Source organism: Pedobacter chinensis (assembly GCF_003339865.1).
Lineage (GTDB): Bacteria > Bacteroidota > Bacteroidia > Sphingobacteriales > Sphingobacteriaceae > Pedobacter > Pedobacter chinensis.
This window is the reverse complement of record NZ_QPKV01000001.1, coordinates 128,677-150,382: the sequence shown is the minus strand read 5'-3', so window position 1 is coordinate 150,382 and position 21,706 is coordinate 128,677. Positions and strand designations below refer to the sequence as shown.

Sequence of the window (21,706 nt, the reverse complement as noted above, 5' to 3'; positions counted from 1 at the left end):
TGATTAATTCCCTATTCTCTCCTGGTAAATTTTTGGTTAGAAAGTATATTATATTTCAAATTTAAAAGCATATTATGGCTATTTCGTGTAGAATTTTCTCCAGGTTTTATACAATCTTACCAATTGAAAAAACTCCTGCAACAAATTTTTATCATTTTCATAGCCACGTTACAAGATAGAAATAAATTTCATATATAAATGTAACATTCTTAAATGAAAAAGAGAGCAATCGCTGCTCTCTTTTTTCAAACCAAATATATATAAAATAGTGGCGGTGCCAGCCGCCAGAAAAAGCTAATGATTAGCGTTGTATTTTTACACTAACATTAATGTAAGGTTTTTTTTGATAATCAGAAGTAACTATATTAATATACATCATACCATATTTACCTTCGGGAGTAAGGAAAAACACTGCACTACCATCATTGAGGCCGTTGGCCAAAGTAGTACCTGCAGTTGCATCCAGATTAATTGTTCTTGCCTTGGCTAGTGTTTCAATTGTAGAACCTGAGACGGCACCGGTAAGAAATGCTGTATTTTGCCCAGTTATTGGTGCACTAAATTTCGTTGTCCTTTTAGGTGTCCAGGCACTGATATCATAAACAGTAAGTGGATTAGTGGCCACACTAGGAGAATATAAATTATAAGTATACGATATAGCAGTTGGTGTAGAATTTGTAGCTAGTTTTCTGTAAATGCCAAAATCAATTTTTGCAGAATTTGATGCTGCACTTGTATAGCTGAAACCCGATGCATCATTCAATGAAAAGAAACTTGGCAATGATTTTCCAACTGAATCAGGTAAATAAATATTCCTGTTGGCATAAATCATATAACTTGGATTCACATCAATGGTTACACTTTTCTTTCCATCACCAATGAAAATACCCTTTTGGTTTAAGGCATATATGCGATATGTTGTTTTTCCATCGCGGTTCATGATCAATTTAAGGATATTCGAAAAGCTCCTGCGTTTAGTAGGATCATTAATAGTAAATATTGTACGCTCAGGAGTTTGTGTACCTGAAGATTTCTCTACAGTATAAGAATACATATCCTCTGAAGCCGAATTGATAGTAAAGTCAATCCATACTTCATCCTTATCATTCACTACCTTATAATCGGTAACACAACGCGGATCGCTATTATTGTAGGTTACGGTTACATCCGTAAACATGGTAAATATATTTTCAGATTCCTTTTTGCAAGAAGCGAATAGCAGTGCACTTAATGCGATAAGGAATAACTTTTGAATATTTTTAGTTTTCATTTTTTAATCTTTTTAAATCAAATATGCTCAGTTAACTATTTCTAAACTTAATCAAGCGGATCAAATGTTCCACCCGGCCATCCGATAGTGGTAGCGATATTGGCTCCAAAATTCACGAAATCATTGTGAAAAGTGTAGAAATAATGAAATTCAGGAACGTTATAAGGCAGATAAGTTGCATTGGCAACAGTTACATTCCTGAAGTATCTGGTGTATGTTGTTTTATCATTAACATTTAACGATTCTCTGAACATGACACCGTTTGTAACTGCTTCCAGAATCGCTTTATCTGCGGTTGAGCTTAATTGTATTTCAAGTTTAGACATACTTCCTGTTAACAAATGCATCGTACGGGATCTTCTTAAATCAGCATTACGTTTATTTTCAAATGCAAACTCAATTTGTCTTTCGTTCAGAATTAAGGTTCTAAGATCCGCAGTACTTCCTGCTAAACCCAATCCATAATCAGCATCGCCCTGTATCACACCTGCTCTAACTCTAATTTGTCTGACCAAATCTTTTGCCCCTGCAATATTTCCTGTTTCGTTCAAACAGTCAGCATAATTTAACATGACCTCTGCAAACCTTAAATCAATCCAATCCATACCACTTCCACCCAGGTTGTTGGAGTACCTTACGGCGCCCGATGTTAATCCTGGAGTTGTAAAACGCTTTACATATACGGCATTACCATTTGATTCGTTGACAGCAGTATTATAAGTCCATTGTTTTCTGGTGGCATTACCGCTTAAGGGATAAACACTACCATTGTAAGCAAAAGTTGCCTCAAATCTAGGGTCTCTGTTTTGCCAAAACATTGTCTCATCATAAGGGTATGCTGAAGATGTTCCTCTTGGTTTTCCATCTCTCATTGGATAGGAATCAAGCATTTTTACGGTTGGCGTGTAAAATGAGTTGTAAGATCCACCCTCAGAATTGGGCCTATTGCGATATTCGCCGTCATGGCCTCTGGCGTTTATTGTACTTGAATAAGTTCTTACAAAAATCGCCTCTGTATTAGCAGTTCCTTCTGTGCGGAAAATATCAATATAATTTGGCATCAATCTTTTTCCGGCAGCAACACACAAATCATAAGCTTCTTTATTTGCCTGAAGTGCATCAGTCCATCTTCCTGCCTGATAAGGATGTTTAGCATCGTTGGTAGGATTAAATTGTGGACTGGCCCAGTAAAATAAAACTTTGGCCTTTATACAAGCCGCAATCAGCTTTGTAACCTTACCTCTTCCATCACCATCTCCGGGATTAAAACCCTCAAGCATTGCTATAGAAGTATTTAAATCTGATATGATAGCATCAAAGCATTCTCTGGCACTTTTTCTACCGCCCATGTAAACAGAATTCTCGAGTTGCTGCTCTAATATTAATGGTACACCGCCATACACTTTAACCAATTCAAAATAAGTTACTGCCCTTAACGCGTAATATTGGCCTAACAATATGCGCTGCCTGTCAGGAGCCATTGAACCTTTTGGAATATTGGTAATGGCATCATTACATCTGGCAATGTCCCAATATTTGTTGTCACCTGGATTACCACGATATTGATTACCTACGAATCTCACATCATTAACACCAAGTACCCCAACTAATCCGAGTGCTGCTTTGGCGTGGTCATTCCCATCAGGAAAATAACTTTCGTCACTGGCAACATGAACACCAAAACGATCTGGTTGTATTTGTATAGGAAACCAGGGTACCACTACATCATATACTCTATTCAAGTGCAGTTGCACAGAACCCTCATTATCCCAAATCGCTGCATCAATCCCCTCTGTATCGGGCAAAAGGAAAAATTTGTCTTTATTTACACATGATGGCAAAACTGCTGCCAGTATTAAAATCAGCAAAGACTTTTTTATATTGTTTTTTAATTGCTTAATCATCGCTCAAAAATTATAAGTTAACACTTAATCCCAAAGATATTGTTCTCAACATTGGATAGTCGTAGGCACTTGAGGTGTACGGATCCTTGTATGGAAGTGGGTTTACGATTGTCCACAGGTTATTTCCTGTCAATAAAATACGTGCTCCACCTATCCCGAGCTTGTTTGCAAATGCAGTAGGCGCTTTATAGCTCAATGTCATGGTGTTGATCCGGATCATTGTTCCATCAACAGCCCAGAAATCTGAGTTTCTGGTTAAAGCCGGATCATCAAAACGTGGCAACTTACCTTCCATTGGATTCTCCGGAGTCCAACGATCTTGCCAGATGGTTAAAATATTTCTCGTTGCAGAAGGGGCTATTCTCGCCCTGCCATCATAAAATACTTTACCACCAAATCTTGCATTGATATTCGTATTTAATGCGAAGTTCTTGTAGGTTAAATTTAATGAGATACCTGATGACAAGAAAGCATTGGTGTTTTTAAACATTGGCAACATATCGCTATCACTAATTACGCCATCACCATTGGTATCTTCAAAGTATAGCCATCCTGGTTGAGGAATGCGATCATACAAACGGTAGTTAGGATATTTAGCCATCCATGCATCAACCTCTCCCTGTGTTCTGAACATACCAATTGTTTTTAAACCAATATTACTTGAAGAGTATACCCGGGGATCGGTTCCAAACTGAACTTGCCAGTCTGGTGCGACATTATTAATCAATTGACCAGGTGCATAAAGCGTTCTATCAACCACCGAATTGCCATAACCAAAGTTCATGCTCGCACTAAGGTTTAAGTCGGTAGCTAATTTTGCTTTGTAACCAATGCTAAACTCTGACCCCCAATTGTAGGTTTCTCTATAGTTAATAACAGGTGCTGCCGTACCGAAATATAGCGGAAACAGGTTATTTCCGCCTAAATCAAAGGCATCGTAATTGCGATTTTGAAATACTTCAACGCTAAAATCAAGCTTATTATTAAACATTGAAGTTTCTAAACCAAGATTAATTGTTCTTTTCTTTTCCCAAGTGATATCTGGGTTAGCCAGGCGAGAACGGTTTAAGCTGTTTTGATTGGAGTTTCCGTAAAGATAACCATTGGTTACATCGATTAGAAACCTATCCTGCCATAAACGTTGATCTACCCTGTCATCACCAGTTATACCTACGTTTAATTTTAATTTAAAGAAATTGATAAAGCGTAAAAAGTCGGTGTTTTTAAAGAAGTTTTCCTGGCTTACTACCCATCCAATTCCTGCATTTGGAGAAACTCCCCAACGATTTCCTGTGGCGAAGTTAGATGATGCATCCACCCGGGTAATAATCTCTAATAAATATTTCTTATCAAAATCATAATCGAAACGACCGAAGAAAGAACGTTTTGAAACAGCTGTTCTGCTAAAATTCTGACGCGTTAAGGTAGTGGCATCAAAAGCCCAATACTGATCTATTGCAGGAATTAATTGGTTGCTATAACGCACTGCAGATTGTTGTGAATTACCTTCACTTTGTTCGCCACCAACCAATAAATTTACAGAATGCTTTGCAAATGTTCTTCCGTATTGTAGAGTCAAAAAGCCCTGGTAACTATTATTTTCAGATACACCAGGTGTGATTGTGGCACTGGTTGCACTGGTAGGTTCAAAATAAGAAGAAGTTGCTGAAGTATTTACTAACTGATCAGTAAACAATTGTTGGTTATTTCCTTGTCTAACATAATTATAGAGCCTGTAAGGTGGTACATATTGTGTAGATTTTGAAGAGCCGCTGGCCTGTGAAATTTGTAACTTGGCTGTAAAACCCTTCAAAAAGGTGGGTTGATAAGTTAAAGCAGCATTGATACGATATCCTTTAGTACTGGCATTGTTATAATAACCAGATTCTGCAACCGCTTTCGGATTGATTGAACTACTATTGGCATTATAATTAACATAGTTACCATTGATACTGATCGGCACCCATCTTGGAATGCTTATAATTCTCTCGAAAAACGCAGCATCATTATCTTGTGCATTATGGTGTTGCTCTCTTGTTCCATAATCTACGTTAAAGTTTACATCGGCCTTTAGTCCATTAGCCAGGGTAGCTACAACCCCGCTTCTGAAACCATATTTATCAAATTTCATACCTGCATAGTTGGCATTTTCACTTTGATAATTACCGCCGGCGAAAAAAGTAATTCTATCACTCCCACCTGAAATACCAACGTTATGCCTTTGCATCGTTGATGCCTGCCATACTTCATCATACCAGCTTTTATAATTTAATGTTTTGATGTACTCCAGGTCTTCTGGCAAGAAAAAGTTCGACAATGCGGCACTTTGTATTCGATAAGTATCATTCAATAGAACCGCATGATCATAAGCGGACAACATTTCCGGTACCTTTGCCGCATCAGAAATTCCTAAATAACCATTATAGCTAATGCTTGGTTTGCCAACTTTGCCTCTTTTTGTAGTCACTAAAACCACACCCTTAGCTCCTGATGCACCATATATGGAAGCCGATGCATCTTTCAAGAATGTTAAATTCTCCACCATCGATGCATCAATATTATCAAATGCATCTCTGGTTACGGTAATACCATCTACAACATAAAGCGGTTCATCTGTTGCACCACTCAATCGGGCCTGATCAGAAACGGTAGAATTCCTAATGTTTAATGTAATTGGAGCTCCTGGACGACCAGACGTTTGATTTACACCAACACCAGCAATTCTGTTTCTTAATGCACCAGCTAAATTCGGAGCCGGAACATCTTGAATCTCTGCACCTGTAATGGTTGCCACAGAACCGAGTACTTCCGATCTTTTCTTAACTCCATATCCAACCACAACTACATCTTCTAATGCTTTATTGTCTTCAACAAAGCTTACCGTTAAATTTGTTTTTCCAGCTAACGGAACAACTTGCCTGACATAGCCAATAAAGGAGAAAACCAGGGCATCTGTTGCCGGATCGGCGATTAATGCAAATTCACCTTTATCATTGGTGCTTACATTGTTTGTTTTACCCCTAATCCCAACAGTTACACCGGGAACAGGCTGGCCATCCTTCTTATCGACAACCTTACCAGTAATTTGTCGCTGCTGGGCAAACAACGAAGTGCTGATAATTGTCAAGAGTACCAAAACCCAAGATAATTTGCGTAAAAATTTTAAGTTCATATTTATTATTTGGTTAGTTTTTAATACTGATTATGTTCAATGAATCTTAATCAAGCTTTAGCTTGCAATTTTCATTTGGTTTATATCATGTGATATCAAGCAGGTATTAATTCGCTTATAATGGTTCAGTTTAATAATAAGTTTGGTTAGAATGAGTAGCTTGGGATGATTTGTTGATTCTTAAAATGCTAGTCAGGCATAAGAATCAGGTAACTGCATTTATAAATATGATTAAAATAAATTTTCATCAAGATGGCTCATATCTTTGTTTTTTCAATTAATATTTGTTGGTTAGAAATTCTATTTTACGTCAATGTGATTGGCAAAATATGTTTATTAAATAACAGCCTAAGCTTAAACTATTTAATGTTTTTATTTACGATACAATATAGAAATAAAATTCATATATAAATGAAATATTCTTAAATAAAAAATGTTAAAAAAAATGACCACCCATATTTTATCCTATTTTTGGTCAAAAAACCTTAATTAGCCTGTGCTTTCGCCTTTCTTCTTTTCTCCCACTCAATGCCTTCCTGTTTTAAATCATATCCTGCTGCTGATAAATAGTTATTAATTCTGCCTTTATATTTCCCAAACCAGGCATGTTTTTTATCTGATGACTCAGCATCCATTGCGTGCTCACGGGCCTCCGTCAACCAAACCAAGATTTGCTTTTTCTGCTCTTCTGTTAAAGTTAAAATCTGTTCCTGATATGCCTTGTAAGTAATCGGCAACACATTATATGTCATCCCATTTTTTACCAGATCAATTTGTTCGTTGGTTAAATGTGCAGCAAGTTTGTTGATGTATTTTTCGTGAAGCTTGTTTAACGCTTTTGTGACCTCACGGTCTTCCTTGGCTAAAGCTGAATCTCTTTCTACCTTATTGCTTTCATTCTTTGCTTTAATTTCTTTGATTTTTAAATCACGGGTGGTGTAAATATCATTAAGATTGCTATACTGATCTCTGATCATGTCTCTCACTTTTTCTGATTTTTTATGATCTGAAATACCAAGATTGACCACTATTTTATCTGCACGTTCAGTAATGGCTTTCACATACCTGGTCTTTTCTTCAGCAGTCATTTCCTGAGCGAAGGTTGCAGCAACTCCTGAGAACGCTAACAGCAAAGCTAAAATTGATAATTTCATCATTTGAATATATTTTATATTGAATTTCTTTTTCCAATTAAGTCAACGTCTCCACAAAAATGCACCTTTATACCTAATTCATCCAGTGCAGCGGCTTTAATTCTACAAGCCTCGTGCGCACCAGTCTCGTGTTTGGCATAAACCACCTGGATATGATTAGCCTTATGCCTGGCCATCATCTGATCGCGGTTTACACCTTTTAACAGAGCATGCATAATTGGCCATTCGGGCGTGGTTTCATTCCAGCGTCTATCTGTTTCTTCCACTGGTAAGGCTACCACCTCTCCCACTCCTAAATCGCACTGCAATTTACCATCCATTACATATACCCTGCTCCACACAATAAATCCAGGTTTACTTATTCCTTTTAATGTTCCGCCACCTAAACGGAAGTACATGGCTGGTTGCCTGTCACTACTCGCGCCAGCGTAACCATTAATAAAATGGGCCGGTGGTGCGGCTCCCGAAATTAAGAACAACCAAATAAATCCATTAATATTTCCATCCTGATAATGTTCGCCCCAACGGATATCATGCAAAGTGTTTTCGCCCGTCATACCAAGCTCTTTCCAAAGAAGGTAAGTTAGCAAACCATCCAAACCTGCACATTCATCAACTTCGTTAAAGTGAGGCAATGCCTTTTTTGCATAAAGTTCTTTACCCGATTTTGAAAACACCGGTGGACGATCTTCATTATTCAACAGTCCTTCAACCAAATCGCTGGCAACTGTTAAATCTTTTAAACCTTGCTGGTATTGAATCCCGATGGTATCACAACTAAAATCGTCAGCAATTCTCAATGCTGCAATATACATTTTGCATTGCTCCAGGGTTTGGTTTCGGGTAAGTTCCGTTGCTTCATGTGTTCCCCAGTTAAAAGTCATTCCTTTATTAAGCAACCATTGCAAAACGGATTCAGCTTCTTCCTGCGTAACATCAAGCATGGCGGCATAAAGCGCCGATTGACTTAAACGTTCTTTGAAAAAACCTGTTTTGTGCAGCAATTCATCTGGAATGATGGCATTATACATGCCCATACATCCTTCATCAAATACGCCCATAATCACTTTGCGCTCTTTCAATGCACGGGCAAAAGTTCTACCCGTTTTATCATCCCTTAACGGGATTTTATTTAGCGCAAAACTTTTGACATGACTTTGATCATAACTTACCTTACCTGTTGATAACCACTCTTGCAAACCATCGATAAAGAATTGATCAGTAAAGTTTTCGCTCCATAATGTGCTGTAAGGAATTTGTGCTTTGGTAAGGCAACCGTTAAGATTTAACATACCAACCAAACCAGGCCATTGACCGCTCCAATTCGCTACAGTTAATATCGGGCCTTTATGCGTGGTTAAACCAGCAAGAACATGATGAGAGTATTGCCATACGCTTTCAGCCACAATTAAAGGTTGATTGGGATCGATATTTCTAAAGATATCCATACCCATTCTTTGTGAATCAATAAAGCCGTGTTTTTTGTCTGAATGATAAGCATGAGCACGTTCAACTTTCCAGCCCAGATTTTCAATGGCTGTCGTCAATTGTTCTTCCATTTCGATTTGCGCCGGCCAGCAATTTTGATTTGCTGAAAGTCGTAAATCGCCACTTGAAACCAGTAGAATTTCTCCTTGTTTACCTTGTCTCATAATTCATTAATGAACAAAAAATTTATATAAAAATAATTTGCTTTCTTATATTTGGTTTAGCACTAACGGGCTATAATACAAAACTCAACAAACAAAAACACTATTTAATAGTACTTTTTATCAAATTAATATAGGATATTATCATAAAACTATCTAACTTTAGGGCTATTACCTGCATGATTTAGTAATCATAAAACAACAACACTAACCAAATATTTGAATAATAAATATGAAACCTCATTTTCATAAAGTACCGGTTACATTACAAAGTTCTTTTAGCATTCGCCATGATATCAAACCGGATTTCGGCAACATTTGGCACTATCACCCAGAGCTGGAATTGCACTATGTGATAAAAGGTGAGGGCCTGCGTTTTATAGGCGACAATATCAGCAATTTTGAACCGGATGAAATGATACTTTTAGGCGAAAATCTTCCTCATACCTGGCGTTGTAAAGATGAATATTTCCAAAACAATCCTGATTTGAATACGGAAGCCATGGTTATTCATTTTCTGCCTGATTGCCTTGGAAAATATATGCTTACCTTACCTGAAGCTTACCTTATTCCGAAATTATTTGAAAAGGCAAAAAATGGAATGGTTATTCATGGAAAAGCAAAAGATAAGCTGGTTGATTTGATGCGGGCAGCAGTTGATGCCACAAACCTTGACCGTATCATAATTCTGCTTTCTATATTGAAAACTTTAGCAGAAACTGATGAATATTCAACCATCGTAACGAGTAAAAATACTTTTTACCAGTCAAATGAATCAGAAACTTTACGCATCAATAAAATCTGCAACTACACGCTAAGCAATTATAAAAAGGATATTACGCTGGAAGAAGTAGCCTCATTAAGCAACTTGAGCGTAACTTCATTTTGCAGGTATTTTAAACTCATGACGAAGAAGACTTTTTATGATTTTCTCATCGAGATCAGGGTAAGCCATGCTTGTAGATTCTTAATTGAAAATAAATTACCGACAGAAATGATTTGTTTTGATTGTGGCTTCAATAATGTATCTAATTTCTACAGGCACTTTAAAAAGGTAACCGGAATGACTCCTTTAGATTATAAAAGGAAGTATTTGAATTAAATACATGCCTATTCATTAGACATGCACCCTTCTTCCTGCATTATAACCACAATGAGATTGCCCACAAAACGATAAAGGATTGTTTTGTGCAATGACAAATATGTTAGTTGAGGCCACATCATCTCCATTGAATAGCTTAAATAAATACCTGAATATTTAAGTCACTACGCAGGGCAGTGTAATCATCAAATAACTTCTCCACTTCTTTAACCACATTCGGTGTGAATGAACCTACTTTTCTACGGGTAAAAGTAGAAATGTTTAATCCTCGTTTTTGTAAAAAGTATTTAGAAACCACAGGATAAACATTATGCATTACATCCATGTTATCAATTAAGAACTGCTGAACCACTTCAACTTCATCTCTAAGGTTTTCATCATTATAATGATCGCACAGCCAAACAATTAACTCCGGAAAGTAATTTCCCTGAATGCAGGATAAACCTGAAGATCCTGCTTTTAAAGATTTTACGGCATGTACAATATACGCATCATATAAACCAAATGCATTTCCCTCAGTTAAGCGTAGTTTTTCTTTAATCTGCCCCAAATCCAGGCAGGTATCCTTATGATAAATGACTCTGCCGGTCGAAACAAAATCAGCTAGTTGCTGAGGTTTCAAAACTCGTTTATATGGAACAGGGCATTCATAAAAACCGATTGGAATTTCATTGGTTTGGTTTAACAAATCGAAAACACGTTCATTGAAAACGTCATCAGTCTCGTTTTCTTCGGCCAATAAACTGGTAATCGCGATAACAGCCTCTACCCCTAAATCGCTTACTTCTTTTACAAAATCAGCCTGTTTAGCTATCGATCCGCCGAAAGTTCCGGTAGCTACAACCGGTACTGCACCTCCAACCACTTCTATTACATGTTTAATGGCTTGAATCCTTTCGCGGCCTGTTAATTCAAACATTTCGCTGGATAGACAATTTGCAAATAAACCCGATGCTCCTGCTTGCAGGTAAATTTCTGTTAATTGGGTAAGTACTGGATAATCTATATTTCCGTTGCTTAAAAAAGGCGTAAGCATGACCGGGATGAACCCTTTTTGTGAGTTTTCCATTGTATTATGATATGGTAAAATGTGTTTTTAAATAATGGCTTTGATCAAATTCAGCCGATCTTAATTTGCTGCTTCTATTCCTCTGTTTTTAATTTTGGTAATAAAAATTCCCACCAGAAAAATGGTTAAAGTACCTACAACAATAATCATATTCTTATGTAGTGGATTTCTAAAAACTTCATACTCCACCGGAAGAAGCGAGGAAAATGTCATCCATATAATCACTACGATTCCAATAATGGTTGCAATGATTGCTTCGTGGTTTTTAGTTTGCCTACTCACAATGCCAAGCAAGAACAAGCCAAGCATACCTGCGGCAAAAATACCCGATAGCTCCCACCAAACATCCAATATGCTTTTTACGCCAATCATTGCAATACCAGCTATCATTCCAAGTAATCCGAAACCCACTGTTGCCATATGTAACAATGATAAGTTTTGCTTTTCAGTGATATCCTGTTTAATGTATCGCTTGTAAATATCAACCGAAAATACAGTGGCTGAAGCATTCATTCCCGAACTTATGGTACTCATCGCGGCAGATAAAATGGCAGAAACAATAAGTCCAACCAACCCGACCGGAATTTTTGTTACCATAAAATGAGGCATTATTTTATCTCCATAATCAGCTGGTTGTAAGGCCTGTTGTACTTTCAAAATTTCAGCTGCTGAGGCACTTAAAGGCAAACGTTCAACTGCTACCTGATGCCGGATGGATTGAACCAATTCAGGATTGATTTCATAATATGCAAACAAGCAAGATCCTATAATAAAAAACAACAGCGAAGCCGGAATGTACAACCAAACACACAACCATATTGATTTCGATGCCGCTTTACCTGATGATGCTGTATGATACCTTTGGATATAGTTTTGGTCCATCCCGAAATTGTTCAGGTTGATGAAAAATCCGTAAAGCAATACCACCCAAAATGAAGATCCGGCAAAATCCAATCTAAAGCTTCCCAGACTAAACTTATCTGCTGATTTTCCAATTTCTACAATTTTTGAAACGCCTCCCGGCATATTGCTGATGATTAGATAAAGAATTAGCAATGCTCCAAATGTTTTGACTACAGCCTGTACCACTTCCGTCCATATTACCGCTTCAATTCCTCCTAAAACAGTATAAAAAATAATGCAAATGCCCATTACAATCATGATCATCTGCATAGAGTATCCGGTTAAAGCTTGTAAGCTCAATGCAATCCCAAAAAATATAGATCCCATCCTGGCAAGCTGAGTAAGCAAAAAGCAAACTACTGCATATACCCTTGCCCATGCGCCAAAACGTTTTTCTAAATGGGTATAAGCTGATATTTCTCCGGTATTTCTGTAAAATGGAACGAAATATTTTGATGCTACCCAGGCTGCTAAAGGCATTGAAATACTGAACACAAATGCGTTCCAATTTGCACCAAAAGCTTTTCCGGGAACACCTAAAAAAGTATTACTACTTAAAAATGTTGCATAAATGGATAAACCTATTGCCCATCCGGGAATCAGGCCCGAGGCTTTTGTAAACTGCTCGGAATTTTTATTTTTCCTTGAAAAATAAACCCCAACTAATATCATCCCAACAAGATAAATGAAGATTATCGCAAGATCGAAAACTGGAAGACCCTTCATTATTTGTTGGCTCGTTTATTAATTTGGTTAAAACAAATATCCATTTCTAAAGATCAATATTAGTATAAGATTTTGGCTACATATTGTATCATCTTATCTTATTGAACATCCAAAGCATCAATCGCTAAACCTTTTGCTGCAGTTGCTGTTAACCGAACTTTATAACTTCCTGCATTAACCATGCTCCCGGTGTTCGTATTGAGGTAGTTCCATTTACCAGACTTCGTTGGTGCAAAGTCTGCCTGTTCGGTTTTCATTAAAGTTCCATCAGCAGATAAAAATTCAATTTTACCTTTTAATGGGTACTCAAAGGGATTATGATATTTAATGGTTAAAGAGTAAGTATCAGCCACACCAACAGCAATGCTCCACTCTAAAACACCGCCACCATCTTCTTTAAAAACAACACGTTGCTTTTCCATTAAAGATTCTTGCACAATATGATCGCCACTAAGTTTTGCATCCGTGGCCTTATAACTCGTCACTGTTTTTAAATCGTATGCAGGCTCAAGTTCACTTGGTGGAATTGCAGCAACAACTGCAACATTCCCATCCAGAATAACCCGATCATTCATCTTAAAGCGTTTACGATAAACGGTAAGCTTTTCTCCTGCACTATTTTCAATTTGAGTTTTTGTATCCTCAAAACCTTCAGGATTTGGGGTATTCCTGTAAAGTGCAATAAAAACATCGGCTTCTGCATTAACGGTAAAATTCAATTTAGATGATTTTTTACATTTCGCCATTTGAATCCACTCTGCACCATATAAATTTGGTGGAAGAGAGGCAAATTCCTCATTTCCATCAAGAAATTGTTTATCGCCAATATCCATCCAACTGGTAACTTTGTATTCTTCACTTATTGGCACGTTTAAGATAGTATTATTTTGATCATTGAGCTTAATGCCTTGATTTAAGCTTGCAACCGCAATTGCAGAAATAACGGCCTGTGCTACTTTAACTTGTGGGAATGAAACAACCAATTGCCCAGCTTTACAATTTACCTTTACAGTCTTCTTCAAAACATTATTGGCACCTGTTTCTTTCCAGATATCTAAATCTTTAATGACTGTTTTATTATTAATTGCCACATCAAACAAACGCATTTTTTCAGCATTCATTCCTCCACCTATTCCGAGCCAGGGTTCAATAAAATACATTTCCACTAAATATTCTCCATCAACCGGAACTGGAAAATGAAAGCTTAGCTGATCTCTTCCATACCTAAAAGATTGGAAAAGCTTCCAATCCGGAGATCCGCTTATTGGAGAAAAGGTTCTTCTCTGGCTCGCAAAAAACGATGGAACGCCAGGGAAAGATGAAGTCCATGAAGTTGAACCATACTTTTTACCGGAAGATAATTGCTGATCGGCTGACCAAATTTCACCAAATTGATCCTGATAAGATGGACCACCACAATTTAAACGATATAAGTAGTTGTAGTTTTTCTGAGCTGCTAAAACATTTTTATCATCAATTAAATGCTCAAAATTTGGAGATTTTGGAAGGCTATTTAACACCATTTGATCTTTAGCAACGGCTTTTCCATTAACATAACCAACTGCATAAAGCAAATTGTATTGAATATTAGGTTTATCCCATTGGAAATGCGTTCCAATAGCACCACGTTTTTTCTTGCCTAAAGATTGTCCATTAATATCATTGAAAAGTTCCACTTCATCACAATTGGAGTAAACCACAATGCTATCTTTTACACCTGGTGTAAACCAACGGTTTGGCCAGGTATGTGAAACGATATACACCATTGGTTCAGTTTGTTTCGGTGCATAATTGGCTCTGAACATGTAAAAAACATCAGTAGGTTCTTCCCATGGGGTAAACATTCCTTTGTAATTTACAGGACCAACCCGATCTAAATCACGCAACCCCTCGCCGCCCTGCACACGCCCGGGGTTATCATGTGAACTGTATAACCAAAAAAAATGTCCTGCTGTTTTATCCTTTACCGTTTCAGCTAAACGAACTTTCGTTTCCATTAAGTCAGTCATTTTGTTTTCGGTATAGCCCTTACCGTTCGCATCAACCTGATGGAGATCAATTGTTCGCCAGGCACCATATTCTCCAACTAAAACTTGTCTTTTCAGGTCTTCGCCATACGTTAACGGATTTCCTCCATAGGTTCCTGTCCAGTTTTGTGGAACATCCCAGTCGGTTCCTTTTCCCCCATTACAAGTGGTCACTTTTCTTTGTGATGATGCCGTTGGATCGAGTTCACGAATCAGTTCTGTACATTCCCTGGCAAAATCTTCGGGCAAGGTACTTTCATTTTCTAAACCCCATAAAACTACAGCCGGGCTATTTCTCCGCTCTTTAACCCAATCTGTTAAAAGTGCTTTAAAGTTCTTTCGAAATTCTGGAGTATCGTACCAAATGTGTGCTGCCATTTGTGTCCAACACAAAATGCCTTCCTTATCCCAATAGTCAGAGTATAATAAATTGTGCGGTTGATGGGCATCACGAAAGGCATTAAAGCCAGCTGCTTTGATCTGCATTACTCTGGAACGGATTTGTTCGTTCGTAAAAGCATGACTTTGCCCAATCAAATGTTCGTATTCTGCTATTCCATTTATAAAAACGGGTTTTCCATTTAGCAGAAATACTTTTTGATTAGCCTGATCGCCAATTGGCCAGCTGATCCACCTGATGCCGTAAGGCGTTTTTATTTCATCTATCACTTTACCATTTTCTACAATGGAAGTTTTTAATGTATAGAGATAAGGGTTTTCTAAAGACCAAAGTTTTGGATTAATTATCTGATCTGTTTTTTGATATATAACAGTTTCTTTTCCAGCCGGAATGTTTGTGCTTTGTTTTAGTTGTTTGATCTGTTTACCGGCAGCATCTATCAATTGATTTAAAACCGTAATATTTTTAGTTCTGGAACTATAGTTTTTTACTGTGGTGGTTAAGTTTAAAATTGCCGATTTTTCTGAAGTTTTATTATCGTTCCAGATATGAATGCCAAAAGGTTCAATCCGGGTTTCGCTGGTTACAATTAAATGAACAGGGCGAAAAATCCCCATGGGTTGAGACCCTTCAGAAAAACCCCGTTCAGTAGAACAACCACCATCAACCCAGGGTAAATCTTGAATATTTGAAGGATGATCTGCCCGAACCGCCAAAAGATTTTCTTGATTATTTAATTTGATAACCGGAGTTACATCTATCGTAAATGTGGTTCTGCCACCTGCATGATAACCCACCTGTTTTCCATTGAGCCAAATCGTTGCATACGATCCAATGCCTTCGAAATAGAGGAAAAACCGTTTCCCTGCTTTAATTTCATTGCTTTTAAAAGTTTTACGATACCAGGCATAACCATGTTTATTGCCATGAAGTTTACGTTGATAGCCTTCGTACTGATCCCAATTGTGCGGAACATTAACTTTCTTCCAATTAGAAACGCTGTAACCATCAGACTGAAAACCATCAAACGCTTTAATGTTCTTTTCATCAGCAATGGTTTCCCAATTGGCATTTAACGAAACATCTTGCCTGGTTTGTGCGGAAAGCTCTACTGAAATAAAAAAACAAAGCAATACAAATACTAAACGGTAAAAAGTAAAGGCTTGTTGTGTATCCCGGCTTACGAAGTTTTGAGGAAATGCGTGGTGGCAAACTTCGTCAGTCTTTAAAGCATCACTACTTGAGACTGACGAAATTCCCTCATGTTCAGCCCTCCTAAATTTTGTAAGTTGACAATCCCGGCTTACGAAGTTTTGTGGAAATGCGTGGTGGCAAACTTCGTCAGTCTTTAAAGCATCACTACTTGAAACTGACGAAATTCCCTCATGCTCAGCCCTCCTAAATTTCGTAAGTTGGCAATCCCGGCTTACGAAGTTTTGTGGAAATGCGTGGTGGCAAACTTCGTCAGTCTTTAAAGTGTCATTACTTGAAACTGACGAAATTCCCTCATGCTCAGCCTTCCTAAAATTCGTAAGTTGACAATCCCAGCTTACGAATTTTTGAAGAAATGTGTGGTGGCAAACTTCGTCAGTCTTTAAAGTACGACTTAAAACTGACGAAATTCCCTCATGCTCGGCCCTCCTAAATTTCGTAAGTTGGCAATCCCGGCTTACGAAGTTTTGAGGAAATGTGTGGTAGCAAACTTCGTCAGTCTTTAAAGTACGACTTGAAACTGACGAAATTCCCTCATGTTCAGCCCTCCTAAATTTCGTAAGTTGACAATCCCGGCTTACGGAGTTTTGTGGAAATGCGTGGTGGCAAACTTCGTCAGTCTTTAAAGCGTCACCACTTGAAACTGACGAAATTCCCTCATGCTCAGTCTTTCCAAATTTTGTAAGTTGGTTTAATCGCATCATTTCAAATTTCCGTTCAATTTATAACTCTCTCCGGCTTTTGTGTTAAATTCTATTGCTTGGTTTTGATATTTAATCTTACACTTTTTACCAGTAACGGATTTTATATTAAGCGAAGTTAATTTTCCATTATCCCAGGATAAATCTAATTCAAAGCCACCTCTTGCCAGTAGGCCGCTAATGTTTCCGTGTGGGATTTCAGTAGGCAAAGCCGGCAAAATATCAATATACCCCTGATGACTCTGAACAATCATTTCCGCAATTCCAGCGGCTCCACCGAAGTTTCCATCTATTTGAAAAGGTGGATGTGCATCGAAAAGATTTACATAAGAACCAGCTCCTCTATTGGCTGGTTTCATTAACATTTTTACCAATTTCATCGCATGATCGCCATCTTTAAATCTTGCCCAAAAATTAATTTTCCAGGCCAGGCTCCATCCTGTAGCATCATCGCCACGATAAATCAATGATTGTTTGGCAGCATTCATCATTTTTGCATCTCCATCCCAGGTAATATCATTTCCAGGATAAACACCCCACAAATGAGAAACATGACGGTGCTTATTTGTGGTATCATCCTGATCTTTCAGCCATTCCTGCAACTGTCCATATTGGCCAATCTGGTTTGGTGCAATATTTTTCACTTTCTCTTCCAAAGATTTTCTGAAATTTTCGTCAACCTTTAAAATCTCAGCAGCAGCAATGCAATTTTTAAACAATGAGCGGATGATTTGATGATCCATAGTTGGCCCTACAACTAAACCTCCGTTTTCAGGCGAGTTTGATGGCGTACTGATCAGCCATCCCGTTTTTGGGTCTTTAACTAAGAAATCTTCAAAAAACTGGGCACTTCTTTTCATTAATGGATAAGCCTCTGTTTCTAAAAAGCTTCGATCCTGACTAAATTGATAATGTTCCCACAAATGCTCACTTAACCACGCACCACCCGTTACCCAAATACCATGGTTGGAAGCATTAATTGGTGCTGTACCATTCCATAAATCTGTATTGTGATGCAAAACCCAGCCACGGGCATTATAATATTCTTTCGCGGTTTCAGTACCGGTTTTTGATAATCCTTTTATTTTATTGAACAATGGTTCGTTTAAATCCGAAAGATTTAGAATTTCAGCCGGCCAATAATTCATTTCTAAATTGATATTGGTGGTGTATTTACTTCCCCAGGGAGGTGTTAATAAATCATTCCATATGCCTTGAAGATTCGCCGGTTGAGTGCCCGGGCGTGAGCTCGAGATTAACAAATATCTTCCATATTGCATATACAATGCCGCAAAAGCAGGATCATTCGATGTCGAAAATTTTGCCAAACGCTCATCTGTGGACAAGCTTTCATTTTCTGATCTGCCAAAATCCACTTTGAATGTATTATAGTACTTTTGGTACTCCTGAATATGATTTTTCTTAATCTCTGTATACGATTTACCTGTTAACGCAGCCAATGCTTTGGTACTTGCCAAAGCAGGATTACCCGAAACATCCTGAGCATTTACGAAATTAGTTCCTGCTGTTAAATACAGTGTTACTTCATCTGCTTTATTAATACTGATTTTATTATTTAAAACCTTAACAGATCCTTTTTTAACAATGGCTGTTAATCTGCTTTCGCCTCTCAAAACGCCGCCTTTAACTTGTACAGAAAGCGATATGGTATTATTTCCTAAAATCCTGACAGATGAATTTTGGTGCAAACTGGAAAGTTCAGCATTAAAAGTAATCGCACCTGATTGATTGGCAGTTAAATGGATAACGATTACCTGGTTAGGCTGGCTTGCAAAATATTCTCTGGTATAATTAATACCATTTAAAGTATAGGTGGTTTTCGAAATGGCCGTACTTAAATCAAGCGATCTTTTATAATGATTGATAGCAGTGGTTTTTGGAAAGAACTGCAGGTTTAAATCTCCAAATGGTTGATAACTGGCCTGATATTGTGCTGCAAGTGGCGGATTTTGATCCTGAATTTTATATTTCCATGTTTTTACCAGTGAAATCCCCTCTTCAACTGTTGAGCCTGCTGGATAAATACCGATTGGTTTTTTTACATCTTTATATCCTCCAATACCTCCACGATCAGAATAATTGAGCACCTGAACTGCAATCAAATTTTTACCAGGTTTAATTAATTTTGATGAAATTGCATATTTCCTGGAATCAGTTCCATCCGTGTTCCCTACCAATTCGCCATTGATATAAGTAAAATCCTGATCAAATATTTTATTGAGGTCTAACACCAAATCCTTACCTGCCCAATTTGCAGGAACATTGAAAGTAGTTCTGAACCAAACGGCTCCATCAATATTTGCCAAACCTACTGTTTCCCATCCCTCGTAAGCCGGAACTTTAATTGTTTTCCAAAGTTTATCATCATACAATGGTAAAGCTGGATTTCCCTTAATGCCTTTACCATTTCTCATATCATTTACCCATATAGCTCGATTGCCGGTTTCACTTTTCAAACCCATAAATTCCCGTTGTGCTAAATCTTCCGCTTCCTTTTGTTTTCCTTCAAAAAGCAACTTTCTGATTTCAGAAAGATATTTTGATGAACCTTTACGATTATAATCTCTGGGCGTTCCGGTCCAAAGTGTTTCCTCATTGAATTGGATATGATCATTTTCAACACCGGCATAAATCATTGCTCCCAGTCTTCCATTACCAATTGGCAAGGCATCTGTCCATTTTTCTGCCGGTTTATTATACCAGAGTGTATGATTGTTTTCCTGTGCATAGGCAGAAATACCATAAATGGAACAAAAGAAAGCAAGTACTAAAAATTTTAAACTCATATTATTGTCCTTTATTTCCGGATATCACATCAATGGTTTCAAAAACATCTTTATCTTTCTTTATCCCCATTCTTGCATTTTTGAAATTATTGTTTCCTATTGATATATTTTTAGTTCCGGCGCCACTTAACTTCAAATAAGTTCCGGTTCCTGCAACTGGAAATGAATTATAGAGGAACAAATCACTAACATTTTTTAAATCAATTACTGCAGCATCATAATGTGGTTTATAACTTTTAAATCCATTAATTACCAAATGATTAACTCTTGATGCTGTTATAGACGGGCCAACCTTTGTGTTTACCTGAACGTTATGAAATTCTATTTTATTAGAAAAACTGATATTGAATCCTGTTTCAGCATCCATATTAATATCGTTAAATGAAATATTTTCTATTGGCATTTCCTCTAAACCATTCAAATAACCAGCCTGATTTACCTGACCGGTAATGTTACTAAAATGTATATTTCTAAACTTTGGTGTCCGATTAGAAACAGGTTCCACATTCGTTTTGGCATATTGCATATCCAAAACAATAGCTTGTTGCTTAATATTTTTCATGATGATGTTGCTTACCCTGATTTCTTCAACAACACCTCCTCTACCTCTTGCTGTTTTAATTCTGATTCCTCTATCCGTACCATCGAAAACACAATTTGAAATGGTAATTTTCCTTACATCGCCAGACATTTCGCTGCCAATTACCACGCCTCCGTGACCAGATAACATGGTACAATTGGTAATCACATAATTCTCTGCAGGTACTGCCATTCTCCTTCCGGGTTCATCTTTACCTGATTTTATGGTAATGCAATCATCTCCTACGCTGATATGACAATCGGATATATGAACATTTTTACAAGATTCAGGATTTATACCATCTGTATTTGGTGAGTGAGGATTATTGATGGTTATGGCGTGAATTTTCACATTCTCACAAAATTCCGGATTAACCGTCCAGAAGGGAGAATTTTTTATGGTAATGCCCTCTATCGATATATTTTTACAGAACATAAATTGAATAAAAGGCGGGCGAAGGAAACCACGTTTCATCTGTTTTGGATCATCAGGTAGAAGAATATCTTTATTTTCTTTGTCGAACAGGTGTTGCCATTCCGAACGGGGCTGATCCTGCTTGTAACCTTCTACAAAATCCCACCATTTTTTGCCATGTCCATCAATAAGGCCTCTGCCTGTAATGGAAATGTTTTCTGCCCGATAAGCGTAAAATAATGGCGAAAAACTTTTCACATCAACACCTTCATACCGGCTTTCTACCATTGGCAAATAATCGTCAAAGTTATCGCTAAAGTGGAGTTCAGCACCGGCATCGATAAAAATGGTAATGTTACTTTTTAAATGGATAGCTCCTGTTAAATATTTTCCTGCCGGGAAATAAACCGTTCCACCTCCAGCCTTTGATGCCGCATCAATAGCTTTTTTTATGGCCAGGGTTGCTAATTTACTACTGTCGTTTTTAGCGCCATATTTGGTTACGTTGTAAAAAGATTGGGCATCGGCAAAATTAAAGTATCCTAAGAGCATACTTAATACGATGGTAAATTTTAAAGAGCGAATTGAATTTTGAAACATGATCAGTTTATTTTAT

At 37.5% G+C, this 21,706-nt stretch carries 11 protein-coding genes; 1 reads left to right on the top strand and 10 read right to left on the bottom strand.

Annotated features, from left to right (window positions below):
- Positions 1 to 301 precede the first annotated feature (301 nt).
- The 5 genes from DU508_RS00680 to DU508_RS00660 all read right to left on the bottom strand — a co-directional run bounded on the left by DU508_RS00680 (position 302) and on the right by DU508_RS00660 (position 9,152).
- On the bottom strand, positions 302 to 1,270 hold the full coding sequence (locus DU508_RS00680) for a hypothetical protein (protein WP_115400926.1): 969 nt from the start codon (positions 1,268 to 1,270) through the stop codon (positions 302 to 304).
- 47 nt (positions 1,271 to 1,317) lie between these two features.
- Positions 1,318 to 3,174, bottom strand: coding sequence for a RagB/SusD family nutrient uptake outer membrane protein (locus DU508_RS00675; RefSeq protein WP_115400925.1), 1,857 nt, complete (start codon positions 3,172 to 3,174; stop codon positions 1,318 to 1,320).
- 10 nt (positions 3,175 to 3,184) lie between these two features.
- Positions 3,185 to 6,346 (bottom strand): SusC/RagA family TonB-linked outer membrane protein, encoded by a 3,162-nt coding sequence (locus DU508_RS00670; protein WP_115400924.1) that lies wholly within the window; start codon positions 6,344 to 6,346, stop codon positions 3,185 to 3,187.
- A gap of 485 nt (positions 6,347 to 6,831) precedes the next feature.
- Positions 6,832 to 7,503: a DUF3826 domain-containing protein gene (locus tag DU508_RS00665; RefSeq protein WP_233509361.1), complete on the bottom strand. Its 672-nt coding sequence runs from the start codon at positions 7,501 to 7,503 to the stop codon at positions 6,832 to 6,834.
- A gap of 11 nt (positions 7,504 to 7,514) precedes the next feature.
- Positions 7,515 to 9,152 carry a fucose isomerase gene (locus DU508_RS00660; RefSeq protein ID WP_115400922.1) on the bottom strand — a complete coding sequence of 546 codons (1,638 nt, stop codon included), beginning with the start codon at positions 9,150 to 9,152 and terminating at the stop codon, positions 7,515 to 7,517.
- 229 nt (positions 9,153 to 9,381) lie between these two features.
- Here DU508_RS00660 and DU508_RS00655 point away from each other — a divergent pair, with 229 nt between their 5' ends.
- Positions 9,382 to 10,251: an AraC family transcriptional regulator gene (locus tag DU508_RS00655; protein ID WP_115400921.1), complete on the top strand. Its 870-nt coding sequence runs from the start codon at positions 9,382 to 9,384 to the stop codon at positions 10,249 to 10,251.
- A gap of 136 nt (positions 10,252 to 10,387) precedes the next feature.
- Here the strand turns inward: DU508_RS00655 and DU508_RS00650 are convergent, their stop codons facing one another.
- From DU508_RS00650 to DU508_RS00630, 5 genes are all read right to left on the bottom strand, one after another.
- Complete coding sequence (locus DU508_RS00650; protein WP_115400920.1) at positions 10,388 to 11,320, bottom strand: dihydrodipicolinate synthase family protein; 933 nt, start codon at positions 11,318 to 11,320, stop codon at positions 10,388 to 10,390.
- A gap of 60 nt (positions 11,321 to 11,380) precedes the next feature.
- Positions 11,381 to 12,949, bottom strand: coding sequence for a sodium:solute symporter (locus DU508_RS00645; RefSeq protein WP_115400919.1), 1,569 nt, complete (start codon positions 12,947 to 12,949; stop codon positions 11,381 to 11,383).
- 98 nt (positions 12,950 to 13,047) lie between these two features.
- Positions 13,048 to 17,292 (bottom strand): malectin domain-containing carbohydrate-binding protein, encoded by a 4,245-nt coding sequence (locus tag DU508_RS00640; protein ID WP_233509360.1) that lies wholly within the window; start codon positions 17,290 to 17,292, stop codon positions 13,048 to 13,050.
- Entirely contained in the window at positions 17,289 to 20,096 is a 2,808-nt protein-coding gene (locus tag DU508_RS00635) for a glycoside hydrolase family 95 protein (RefSeq protein WP_115400917.1), read from the bottom strand. The genes DU508_RS00640 and DU508_RS00635 overlap by 4 nt, the downstream gene beginning before the upstream one ends.
- A gap of 1 nt (position 20,097) precedes the next feature.
- Entirely contained in the window at positions 20,098 to 21,690 is a 1,593-nt protein-coding gene (locus DU508_RS00630) for a glycoside hydrolase family 28 protein (protein ID WP_115400916.1), read from the bottom strand.
- Positions 21,691 to 21,706: the final 16 nt, after the last annotated feature.